This window comes from Arthrobacter sp. HMWF013, assembly GCF_003061105.1.
Lineage (GTDB): Bacteria > Actinomycetota > Actinomycetes > Actinomycetales > Micrococcaceae > Arthrobacter.
In genome coordinates this window covers 4,018-15,399 of sequence record NZ_QAIQ01000472.1, presented here as the reverse complement: position 1 = coordinate 15,399, position 11,382 = coordinate 4,018, and the positions used below count along the sequence as shown (strand labels likewise).

The following is an 11,382-nucleotide window of genomic DNA, read 5'->3' as shown; positions in this document are numbered from 1 at the left end:
GCCTGGCATCACCCCTGGCCAGGGTGCTGCCGGCATATCCGACGACGGCCAGCGCGAGGATGACGCTCAGGCCGGCCAGCGCCCACCACGCCACAAGGTAGTGGCTCCCCTCCAGTCCGGAGAGGAAGAACTGAGCGAAGCTATTGAAGGCGGCGTGGAACAGGATGACGATCGGCAGGCTTGCCTGCGTGCTGTTATAGAGCCATGCGAGCAGCACCGACAGCGCGAAGACATAGATCGCGAATGGTGCCAGGGGACGCTGACCCGGATCGGATACGAATTCCGGAAGATGCCAGGGCAACCACACCAGTCCAACAATCAACGCGGCCGCTAAGGCGCTCCGGCCGTGTTGCAGCCGGGGTAGCAGAAAACCCCGCCAGCCCAGCTCCTCGAACATGCCCACAATGACGATCGTGACAGCGATTGATCCGGCAACCTGCAGAACGTCGGATGGCTCCCAGGTGGGGACCGGCGCTCCAGCCACCACAGCAGCGGCCAACGCGAGGGCGGGGACGGCGAACGGCACGCCCAAAGCCACGCCGTACCATGCAGGATGGATTCGCCACCGTCCCAGCTGGCGCAGCAGACCGGACAGGCCCGCGCGGCCACCTGCCAGGAATGCAACCAGGACCGCGGCCAGCCCGGGCCCAAATGGCACCAGTGGGCTGCTCTGCGGATTCATCAGCACAAGGGGCCAGATGCTCCAGGAAATCGCGTAAGCCAAGACCAGGTAGAGCACAATTTCATGCCGGGCCGCCCACCCACGCGACCGGTGTCCCTGAACCGTCATCGCAGACCTCTTTTCCTAGGCCTTTGATCTCGACAATCCTCGGCCGCCATGAGGTTGTCAAGGTGCCCGCAGACCTTGAATAGAAACGGCGGAGGGCTCTTCGAGAATCAGGTTCCTGGACTGGTGATGGATACTGCCCCGCTGCCAGCGCCCGGCTTGAGGCAGTCAGCAATCCGTTCGGCGTCACCTTGGGTCCCCGTCCCGAGCAGCTTGATGCTGAGGTGCGTGGAAGGCAGATCTGCTGATTCGATCGATTGGTCGATGAGCGGGTCTTCGAAGCAGTGGTCTATTGCGCCACCGTCCCTCGGACCGAGTACTGATACATACCAGCGATCCGAAGTTCCTGGCGTGATGCCCGTTGTGCCGGATCCCGTCCCGCAGCTTCCCAGGGCAAGGGGCAACAGGAAAAGACCCGTCCAACGGCGCATCTGACGCTTCATTAAGCCCTCCCCCGAACTCCCAGCCCCACCCAGAGCTTACGCTCGCCGCCGGTAGCGATGGCTAGGATTCAGGACATAACGGATTACCGGGAACCGAAGGAACGTCCATGTCATTCCAGGCTTACCTCAACACGATTGAAGACAAGACCGGCCTCACTCCGCGCGAACTGATCAACCTGGCCCGTGAGCGGGGGTATGACGATCCCGCCACGAAAGCCGGAACGATCACCGACTGGCTGAAAGAAGACTACGGACTCGGCCGGGGCCATGGAATGGCGCTCGTTCATGTCATCAAAAACGGCCCGAAGATTGATGACAAACACGTCGGGTCAGGCGGAACCCACAGCGACCCATCCGATGAACTCTGGCTGGACGGCCAAGCCACGAACCCCCACAAGGCCTGAGAAAAGGGCCTATTCCTTCCGCCGCACCACCAGTCCCGTACCGGCGGGAGCACCGCCGTCGGGCCCGGCCTGTGCCTCCAGCCCTTCAACAGTGAGTTCATCGACGTCGGCCGCGGTGTCCACGAGGACGGTGTCACCGTCCGCGATGTCCCCGGACAGGATGGCCTTGGCCAGCCTGTCGCCGATCTCCCGCTGCACCAGCCGCCGCAGCGGCCGGGCACCGTAGGCCGGATCGAAGCCGGTCATGGCAAGCCAGGCGCGGGCACCTTCAGTAACGTCCAAGCTGAGCCGGCGGTCCTGGAGCCGCTTGCCCAGCTCGGCAACCTGGAGTTCCACGATGTGCGCCAGCTCGTCCACCGTCAGGGCGTCGAACAGCACCACTTCGTCCAGCCGGTTCAGGAACTCCGGCTTGAAGGACGCGTTGACCGTGGCCATCACGGCGTTCCGCTTGGCATCGGGATCCAGCGTCGGGTCCACCAGGAACTGGCTGCCGAGGTTGGATGTGAGCACCAGAATCACGTTGCGGAAATCCACGGTGCGGCCCTGGCCATCAGTGAGCCGGCCGTCGTCGAGCACCTGCAGCAGGATGTCGAAGACTTCCGGGTGGGCCTTTTCCACCTCGTCCAGCAGGATGACGGAGTACGGCCGACGGCGGACGGCTTCAGTCAGCTGGCCGCCTTCCTCGTAGCCCACGTAGCCAGGAGGGGCACCCACCAGCCGGGCCACGGAGTGCTTCTCGCCGTACTCGGACATGTCGATCCGCACCATGGCCCGTTCGTCGTCGAACAGGAAGTCCGCCAGCGACTTGGCGAGTTCGGTTTTGCCCACGCCGGTGGGGCCGAGGAACAGGAACGAGCCGGTGGGACGGTTGGGGTCGCTGATGCCGGCCCGGGCGCGGCGGACGGCGTCGGACACGGCCGTAACAGCCTTGGACTGGCCGATCAGCCGCTTGCCGAGTTCCTCTTCCATGTGCAGCAGCTTCTGGCTCTCGCCCTGCAGCATGCGGCCGGCCGGGATACCCGTCCACGCGGAAATGACCTCTGCAATATCGTCCGCGGTGACCTGTTCAGCGACCATCTGGCTGGATTTGTCCGTGTTGGCTTCCTCCGCGGCTGCGGCTGCGCTCAGTTCACGTTCCAGGGCAGGGATCTCGCCGTAGAGCACGCGGGAGGCCGTTTCCAGGTCGCCCTCGCGCTGGGCCTTGTCCGCGGCGGACCGGAGTTCGTCAAGCTTCGCCTTCAGGTCACCCACCCGGTTCAGGCCTGCCTTCTCCGCCTCCCAGCGCGCGTTGAGTGCGGACAGTTCTTCGGTCTTGTCCGCCTTGTCCGCTCGGAGCGCTGCCAGCCGCTCCACGGAGGCTGCGTCGCTTTCGCCTTCAAGGGCAAGCTCCTCCATGGTCAGCCGGTCCACCTGGCGGCGGAGCTGGTCTATCTCCTCCGGGGCGGAGTCGATCTCCATGCGGAGCCGGGATGCGGCCTCGTCCACCAGGTCGATGGCCTTGTCCGGCAACTGCCGGCCTGAGATGTAGCGGTTGGACAGCGTGGCGGCGGCGACCAGCGCCGAGTCAGCGATGGTCACTTTGTGGTGTGCCTCGTAGCGCTCTTTCAGACCGCGGAGGATGCCGATGGTGTCCTCCACGCTGGGCTCACCTACGTAGACCTGCTGGAAGCGCCGTTCCAGCGCCGCATCCTTCTCGATGTTTTCCCGGTACTCATCCAGCGTGGTGGCGCCGATCAGGCGCAGCTCCCCGCGGGCGAGCATGGGCTTGAGCATATTGCCTGCATCCATCGAGGATTCGCCGCTGGCACCTGCGCCCACCACCTGGTGGATCTCGTCGATGAAGGTGACAATCTGGCCTTCGGAGCTCTTGATCTCCTCGAGTACCGCCTTGAGCCGCTCCTCGAACTCGCCGCGGTACTTGGCTCCGGCCACCATTGAGGCGAGATCCAGGGCGATCAGCGTTTTGCCCCGGAGGCTCTCCGGCACGTCCCCTTGGACGATGCGCTGGGCAAGGCCTTCCACCACCGCGGTCTTGCCCACCCCCGGCTCACCGATGATGACGGGGTTGTTCTTGGTGCGCCGGCTCAGCACCTGGATGATGCGCCGGATTTCGTTGTCCCGCCCAATCACCGGGTCCAGCTTGCCGGACCGCGCCATCGCCGTCAGGTCAGTGCCGAACTTCTCCAGCGACTGAAAAGTGTTTTCCGGATCCGGGCTGGTGACTTTGCGGTCACCGCGGACACCCGGCAGGGCGGCGAGCAGCGCCTCATGGGAGGCACCGGCGTCGCGCATTAGACGGCCGACGGCGTCACTCCCGGCGGAGAGCCCCAGTAACAGCACCTCGGTGGAGACAAATGTGTCGCCGAGCCTGTCCGCCTCGTTCTTGGCGTTCTGGATGGCCTGCAGGGCTGGCCGGGACAGCTGCGCCTGCTGGGTGGAACCGCCGGACGTGGCGGGCAGCGCTTTGATGGCTGTGCTTGCCTGGACACTCACGGCGTCCGGGTCAGCCCCGGTGGCGCGGAGGAGCGCAACGGCGACACCCTCCCGCTGATCCATCAGGGCCTTAAGGATGTGTGCGGGTTCCACCTGGGGATTGCCGGCCGTGGAGGCGTTCATGGCCGCAGCCGACAGAGCCTCCTGGCTCTTGGTGGTGAATTTGACGTCCAAAGAGAGCTCCTTCCGGGTTTACGTAATCGCTAAGTTGAGTCTAGTACGCTCAACCCTGACGTGCGGTTTCTTTGGCCACTTTTTTGCCGACAGCGAACCCGTCTGCCCGGGCAACGCTGGCTGGGCTGATGATCTCCCTTGCACTGTATCCCCGCCGGGGGAATCATCCTAGGATCGTTCTGTCCGGCGGCAACGGTGCCCCGGAACGTGAAGCGGAGGATTGCCATGAAGAAATTTGTTGTGCTCTACATGGGACCAAAGGCGGCCCAGGAACAGATGCTGGAGAGCTCACCCGAAGCGGCGCAGGAAGGTATGAAGGCTTGGCTTCAATGGGCGGACCGGGCGGGAGACGGGGTCGTGGATATGGGCAACCCCCTGATCGCCGGAAAGGAAGTCACTGCCACAGGAGTCTCAGAGATCAGCAGCACCAACCACATTGGCGGGTACGGCATCATCCAGGCAGACGACATGGAAGGTGCCCAGGCGCTGCTCGACGGGCACCCGCACCTGATGATGCCGGGCGGCAGCATCAGGGTCTACGAATCCCTGGATATGCCCGGAATGTAGCTTTCCCGGAGCCTCAGCCGGCGGCCGGCGTCTGCTCGATGTAGTTGATGACGAGGAACTCTCCTGCCGGAACCAGCTCCACATACCAGCGCGTTGTGGTATCCCAGCCCTCCCAGTTCCCCTGTCCGGCCACTGTGGGGCGGTAGACGGCGTCGAATTTCAGGAAGGTGCCGTTGTCAGTGGCGCTCGAGTCGATCTCCTGGAGCAGTTCAAAGGTGCCGCGCCCGCCCGTTTCCGGTTCCGCCTGACGGACTGCGGCGAGGTTCTGCTGGTTGAGCACCTTTACCGCCGCAAAGTACTCCTGCCAGGCGACGTCGGTGTGGGTGGTGAAAAGATTGTTGGCGTAGGCCTCGGCATTTCTGGCCGCAAGTTCAGCCACGCAGTTTTCCGGGACCGCCGTCCCAGGGCTCCACGCGGCGACCAGTTCCGATCCTGCGTTCAGCCAGCCGCTGTAGGAGTTCAGGACACTGCCGATGGATTCGCTCGGCGTGCCCTTGGGGATCCGGACCGGCATGACGTCATCACTGCCCACGAAAGGGCACTCGGGCGGCAGGACCGAAACGGGCGTCGCCGGGGCGATGTCGGGCGGTGGAGGCGGGGACGGAAACAGGCTGCATCCGGTCAGGCCGGCCAGCAGCGCCAGGACGGCGGCCGCCGTCGTCATTTTCTTCATGTGGTTCCCCCAATACCGCCGCCGCTTCCGGACGACGCTGACCAGCCTACCCGGGGCAGGGGGCGTACACAGTGAGAGAGCGTCGTCCGAAAAGGCGCATCAAGTGAGTGAGCGTCGGGGCGGTCAGGCGGGGTAGATGGCCACGGCGCCGGCCTTGACCACGAAGTAGACCTGCATGCCGGGCGCCAGCCCGAGATCGGCGGCGGCGGCGGTCGTGATGTCGGCGGTCAGCAGCCCGCCTTCCCCGGCGCGGACCCTGATGCCGTCGCCGTGCGGCTCCAGGTCCGTGATGGTGACGGCGAAGGAGTTCCGCGGGCTCCCGTGCGCCTCGCTGAGGAAGATGGAAACGGCCGACGGCGGGAAGACCGCCACGCCCGGCTGCCCGGTGGGGAGCGGGCCGGGGAGGTCGTCGTGCTGTCCGTAGAGGTTCAGGGCCCCGGCGCGGAGGCCATGTCCGGTGATCTGTCCCGCCACGAAGTTGAGCCCGGCCAGTCCTGCTGCAAAACGGCTTCGCGGCCGCTGCAGAACGTCACGGGTGGGGCCTTCCTCGCTGATTTTGCCGTCCTCCAGGATGATCACACGGTCGGCCAGCATCAGGGCGTCGAGGGCGTCGTGCGTGATGATGATGGCCCGCCTGCCCGCCAGCACGCGCCGCAGCAGCCTCCGGAGCAACGGCGCTGCGTGGATATCCAGTGCGGCCATGGGCTCATCCAGCAGCAGGAGGCCGGGCTCGGCCGCGAGCGCCCGGGCCACTGCCACGCGCTGCGCCTGGCCGCCGGACAGCTCCGCGGGGCGCCGGGACCGGAGATCCGCTGCCTCGACTTCCGCCAGCCAATGTAAGGCTGACCCGGCGGCGGCCCGTCTCGCAGCACCGCCGCTGCGGGGCCCGAAAGCCACGTTCTCCAGCACGCTCAGGTGCGGAAAGAGCAGCGGTTCCTGGGCCAGGAGTGCGGTACCGCGCCGGTGCGGGGCCGTCCACTGGTTCCGCCCTTCGGTGAGATCAAAGAGCGTCTTGCCGTCCAGCCCGGACCTGCCCGAATCCGGCTGCAGCAGGCCTGCGATGACGTTCAGCAGTGTGGATTTACCTGCGCCGTTCGGTCCCATGACCGCCACGGTTTCGCCGGGGCCCACCGTCAGGGAGACGTCGAAACCGCGGGCGGCCACGGCGGCCTCAACCATGAACGTCACCGGACATCACCGCCCCGGGCGGGCGCCGTCGTCGTCGTAATTTCCCGGCCGACCATGCCGGAACCGCGGTACGCGAGGGCCACCACGGCCACAGCGACGGCCACCAGGACCAGTGACAGCGCGACGGCGGCCTCGGCGTCCGTTTCCCGCTGCAGGTAGATTTCCAGCGGCAGGGTCCGGGTCACCCCCTGCAGGCTGCCCGCGAACGTGAGGGTGGCGCCGAATTCGCCCAGGCTGCGGGCGAAGGACAGCACCGCGCCGGAGGCCAGGCCTGGCAGCACCAGCGGCAGGGTGACGCGGCGCAGGACCGTGCTGGGGCTGGCACCGAGGGTGGCGGCCACTGCCTCATACTTTGGCCCCGCGGTGCGGAGAGCACCCTCGAGACTGACCACCAGGAACGGCAGCGCAACGAACGTCTGTGCCAGGACGACGGCGGTGGTGGAGAATGCGATCTGGATGCCGGCCACTTCCAGGGTCCTGCCGAGGAGCCCCTGCCGGCCAAAGGTGTACAGGAGGGCAATGCCGCCCACCACCGGCGGAAGCACCAGCGGCAGGAGGACCAGCGAGCGCAGGACCCGCTGGCCGCGGAAGCTGCCGCGGGCCAGGACAAGCGCCAGCGGAACCCCCAGGACGATGCACAGGACGGTGCTCGCGGCGGAGGTGCGCAGGCTCAGGCCGAGCGCTGCCAGCGACGATTCAGAGGTGACAAGCGGGATGAACCGGGCCCAGTTGACCCTGGCCACCATGCCCACGAGCGGCAGCACGACCAACAGCGCCCCTGCCGCGGCGACGGCGTAGATCCAGCCTGGGATGCCGGTGTACGTGGCTGGCCTGCGCGCCTTGAATGTTGGCGGTGTCACGGCGCGCCGAAGCCCGCGGCGGCCAGGACGGCCTGGCCTTCCGCACCGAGGACGAACGCCACAAAGGCGTCCGCCGCGGGTTTATTGCCTGCACCCTTGACGGCGGCCAGGGGGTAGGTGTTGACGGCTTTGGCGGCCTCCGGGAACGGCACCTGTTCCACCGTGGCGCCCGCGCTCCTGGCGTCGGTGACGTAGACCAGCCCGGCATCGGCCTCCCCCGAGCTGACCTTGCCCAGGACGTCAGTGACGGAGGATTCCTCGCTCACCGGCTTGAGGGCCGCGCCGGTCTCCTGCTCGATCGTCGTGGTGGCGGCACCACAGGGCACCTGGCTGGCGCACACCACCACCTTGACGCCCTGCCTGGCGAGGTCGCCGAAGGATTTGATGCCTGCAGGGTTCCCCGCCGGGACAGCGATGGCGAGGGTGTTGGTGGCGAAATCCCGGGGTTCGCCGTCCACGAGGCCTTGGTCCGCCAGCTTGGCCATGTTCCGGGCGTCGGCCGAGGCGAAGACATCGGCCGGTGCGCCCTGGCTGATCTGCGTGACGAGGTCGGCCGAGCCGGCGAAGCTGAGGGTGATCTGTGTTCCCGGATTGGCTGCTTCGAACTTCCCGGCCAGTTCCGTGAAGGCTCCCTTGAGGGAGGCGGCGGCAAACACGGTGAGCGTTCGTCGCTGACCGGCCGCGCCGTCGTCGTTCGTTCCGCCCTGTCCCGCCGGTGCGCATGCGGCGAGGGTCAGCACCATGAGCACCGCAGCGGCCCATGCCGCAAGGGGGTGCTTCATGCTGAACCCTTGCCGTGCGGGGTTTCGATGATGACGGTGGTGGCTTTGACCACGGCGGTAGCCACCGAGCCAAGCTCAAGTCCCAGTTCGCGGACGGCTTCGCTGCTCATCAGCGACACCACCCGGAACGGTCCGCACTGGAGCTCCACCTGGGCCATGACCTTGTCCGCGGTGATGCCCGTGACCAGGCCGACGAACCGGTTGCGCGCCGAACTCCCGGCGCGGTGGGGATCGTCCGGAAGCTGCGCGAGCTTTTGGGCGTGCCGGGCGAGTTCGAGCCCGTCCACCGCCAGCCGGCCGGCGTCGTCCTTGACCGGGGTGAGGCTGCCGTTCTCGGTCCAGCGCCTGATGGTGTCATCGCTGACGCCAAGGAACCGGGCTGCTTCAGAGACGCGGATCGTGGGCATTCAGTCACTCTAGTCCGCATTTGCGGGGTTGTCTTCGAGATGGCTCCGCAATTCCTGCCCTGCCCCTGGCATAGGGGTCTTCGGTGGCGCCCGCCTCGCACAGTGCACCTCTGGAACGGCGTGGACCTACGTCCTACGCTATGGGGAGGGGAAGAGCCGCACTCGCTGAGGAGCGTTTGTGATGAAGTGGATCAAGCCTGGCAGCCCCGAGTACGAGCCCGCCCGCAAGGTTTTCAATGCCATGATTGACCGGCGCCCGGCAGTCATCGCCCAGTGCTCAACCGACGCAGAGGTGGCCGAAGCCCTCCGCTACGGACGCGGGAATTCACTGCCGATCGCCGTCCGCGCCGGAGGCCACTCGGTGGCCGGAATGTCCACGAACGATGGCGGCCTGGTGGTTGACGTCCGGCCGATGAAATCGATCGATGTGGACCCGGAATCGGGCATCATCACCGCCGGAGCGGGCGTTACCTGGGGCGAATTCGACCGCGCCACCCAGGCGCATGCCTTCGCTGTGACCGGCGGCAGGGCCTCCACCACCGGGATCGCCGGCTTCACCCTGGGCGGAGGGTCCGGCTGGCTGGAGCGCTCCTTCGGGTTCGCATGCGACAGCCTCGTCTCCGTCAACCTGGTAACGGCCGACGGCGAGCGGGTCACCGCGAGCGCGCGGGAGAACCCGGAGCTGTTCTGGGCGCTCCACGGCGGCGGCGGCAACTTCGGGGTGGCCACGTCATTCACGTTCCAGGGGCACCGGCTGGGTCCGGTAGTGCATGCCGGGATGTGGCTGTGGCCCGGCGAGGAGGCCACCGACGTTACCCGTGCGTTCAGGGATCTCGCACTGGCGGCTCCTGATGGGGTGGGCCTGGCACTGCTGTACGTCACGGCACCGTCCGAGCCGTTTGTGCCGGAGCGGATGAAGGGAAAAATGGCCGTCCTAGTGGTTTACGTGTACGCGGGTGACACCGAAGAAGGCTCTGAACATGCCAGGCCGTTCCGCGAACTCGGGCCCGCGGTGGACCTGGTGGGAGACACCCAGTACGCAGCGTTCCAATCATCCCTGGACGACCCGCCGGACCACTACAACTACTGGAGCGCGGACTATCATGACGAACTCCCGGACGAGGCCTTGGACCTGTTTGTGGAATCGGGCCGGAACCTCCCCGATGCCACGTCCCAGCAGCTGATCGCACGGTGGGGTGGCGCGGTGGGAGGCAACGCCGCTGCCGCCACGCCACTGATCAACCGGAATGCGGCCTGGGTGAGCCACCCGTACGGAATCTCCCCGACCCCCGAAGAGGGCGAGCGCGCCAAAGCCTGGGTGAGGGACTTCCGCGGCAAGATCGCCCCCTACGCCACGGGCGGCGTGTGGCTCAATTTCATCGGCCACGAGGGGCAGGAGCGCATCCGTGCCGCGTTCGGGAACGGCAACTACGCCCGACTGGCCCGGGTGAAGCGTGACTTCGATCCGCAGAACGTCTTCCGCGGCAACCAGAACATCCTGCCCGCGGGCTCCTGACCGGCTAACCCGCCCAAACGCCCGGCAGACCCCACCGCACTAGACTTCCTGCATGGCGATTTTCCTTGATCCGCCCCTTTGGCCCGCGCACGGAACGCACTTCTCGCATCTTGTTTCGGACACCTCGCTGGACGAACTCCATGCGTTCTGCGCCGCTGCGGGCATCCCGGAGCGGGCGTTCGACGGCGACCACTACGACGTCCCCGAGCGCCGGTTCGAGGACCTGGTGGCCGCCGGCGCCATTCCGGTGGAGGCCCGGATCCTGGTCCGCAAACTCATCGCCAGCGGGCTCCGCATCCCGGCCCGGCAGCGCAACAAATCGCTGAAGGTGCCGCTGCTGAACCGCTGGGAGGCAATCATGCCCGGCCACGATGCCCTCTTCCTTGACCTCCTGGACCGTTGGAGCGAGGAACACCGGCGGTACCACGGCTGCACCCACCTGCTGGCCGTGCTCGAAGCCCTGGACCTGCTCACCGATCCCGCCGACCCGCCGCGGACTGTTCTGCTCGCGGCGTGGTTCCACGATGCCGTCTACAACGGGGTGGCCGGCCAGGACGAGGAGGAATCCGCCCGGCTCGCCGAGGAGCGGCTGACCCACGCCGGGCTCCCGGCCGCGGACGTCGGGGAGGTGGCCAGGCTGGTGCGGCTGACCTCGGACCACCGTCCGGAACCTGGGGACGACGACGGCGCCCTCCTCAGCGACGCGGACCTGTCAGTTCTCGGCGGGGAGCCTGAGCCCTATGCCCGCTATGTGGCCGCCGTCCGGGAAGATTACGCGCACATCGGCGACGACGATTTCGCGGCCGGGCGCGCCGCCGTCGTCCGTCAGTTGCTGGACCTGGACCCGTTGTTCCACAGCGAGCGCGCACGGGAACTGTGGGCGGAGGCAGCGCGACGGAACCTGATGAGCGAGCTGGCCTGAGGGTTCCGGCAAGCGAGCTAAGCCTTTACGGCCGCGGGAGCCGGTGCAAGACTGCTCCGATGAGCCTGCGCATCCAATCTCTCTGCATCGATTCCACCGACCCCAAGATCCCCGCCGACTTCTGGGAAAAGGCCCTGGGCTGGCGCCGGACGTACGAGGCGGACGA

The 11,382-nt window shown here is 66.8% G+C and carries 11 protein-coding genes; 4 read left to right on the top strand and 7 right to left on the bottom strand.

Features of this window, described 5'->3' with window-relative positions; translation table 11 throughout:
* Positions 1 to 790 (bottom strand): CPBP family intramembrane glutamic endopeptidase (locus DBR22_RS16955; protein WP_146187539.1); only part of this gene is annotated, 790 nt, incomplete at its 3' end.
* A gap of 547 nt (positions 791 to 1,337) precedes the next feature.
* Here DBR22_RS16955 and DBR22_RS16945 point away from each other — a divergent pair.
* Positions 1,338 to 1,634 carry a DUF4287 domain-containing protein gene (locus DBR22_RS16945; RefSeq protein ID WP_108599985.1) on the top strand — a complete coding sequence of 99 codons (297 nt, stop codon included), beginning with the start codon at positions 1,338 to 1,340 and terminating at the stop codon, positions 1,632 to 1,634.
* 9 nt (positions 1,635 to 1,643) lie between these two features.
* On the opposite strand, the gene clpB is transcribed toward DBR22_RS16945, so the two are convergent.
* Complete coding sequence (clpB, locus tag DBR22_RS16940) at positions 1,644 to 4,301, bottom strand: ATP-dependent chaperone ClpB (RefSeq protein WP_108599984.1); 2,658 nt, start codon at positions 4,299 to 4,301, stop codon at positions 1,644 to 1,646.
* Between the two features lie 225 nt (positions 4,302 to 4,526).
* Between clpB and DBR22_RS16935 the strand changes: the two genes are divergently transcribed.
* Positions 4,527 to 4,868: a YciI family protein gene (locus DBR22_RS16935; protein WP_108599983.1), complete on the top strand. Its 342-nt coding sequence runs from the start codon at positions 4,527 to 4,529 to the stop codon at positions 4,866 to 4,868.
* Positions 4,869 to 4,881: 13 nt separating this feature from the next.
* Here DBR22_RS16935 and DBR22_RS16930 read toward each other — a convergent pair whose 3' ends face one another.
* The 5 genes from DBR22_RS16930 to DBR22_RS16910 all read right to left on the bottom strand — a co-directional run bounded on the left by DBR22_RS16930 (position 4,882) and on the right by DBR22_RS16910 (position 8,778).
* Positions 4,882 to 5,541 (bottom strand): hypothetical protein, encoded by a 660-nt coding sequence (locus tag DBR22_RS16930; RefSeq protein ID WP_108599982.1) that lies wholly within the window; start codon positions 5,539 to 5,541, stop codon positions 4,882 to 4,884.
* Between the two features lie 123 nt (positions 5,542 to 5,664).
* Positions 5,665 to 6,729 (bottom strand): sulfate/molybdate ABC transporter ATP-binding protein, encoded by a 1,065-nt coding sequence (locus tag DBR22_RS16925; protein WP_108599981.1) that lies wholly within the window; start codon positions 6,727 to 6,729, stop codon positions 5,665 to 5,667.
* Positions 6,726 to 7,589: an ABC transporter permease gene (locus DBR22_RS16920; RefSeq protein ID WP_108599980.1), complete on the bottom strand. Its 864-nt coding sequence runs from the start codon at positions 7,587 to 7,589 to the stop codon at positions 6,726 to 6,728. Before DBR22_RS16920 ends, DBR22_RS16925 begins: the two co-directional genes overlap by 4 nt.
* Complete coding sequence (modA, locus tag DBR22_RS16915; protein ID WP_108599979.1) at positions 7,586 to 8,371, bottom strand: molybdate ABC transporter substrate-binding protein; 786 nt, start codon at positions 8,369 to 8,371, stop codon at positions 7,586 to 7,588. The genes DBR22_RS16920 and modA overlap by 4 nt, the downstream gene beginning before the upstream one ends.
* On the bottom strand, positions 8,368 to 8,778 hold the full coding sequence (locus tag DBR22_RS16910) for a TOBE domain-containing protein (RefSeq protein ID WP_108599978.1): 411 nt from the start codon (positions 8,776 to 8,778) through the stop codon (positions 8,368 to 8,370). Before DBR22_RS16910 ends, modA begins: the two co-directional genes overlap by 4 nt.
* Positions 8,779 to 8,959: 181 nt before the next feature.
* Between DBR22_RS16910 and DBR22_RS16905 the strand changes: the two genes are divergently transcribed.
* Entirely contained in the window at positions 8,960 to 10,294 is a 1,335-nt protein-coding gene (locus DBR22_RS16905; RefSeq protein WP_108599977.1) for an FAD-binding oxidoreductase, read from the top strand.
* A 52-nt stretch (positions 10,295 to 10,346) separates the two neighbouring features.
* Positions 10,347 to 11,216, top strand: a complete 870-nt coding sequence (locus tag DBR22_RS16900; protein ID WP_108599976.1) for a DUF4031 domain-containing protein — start codon at positions 10,347 to 10,349, stop codon at positions 11,214 to 11,216.
* Positions 11,217 to 11,382: the final 166 nt, after the last annotated feature.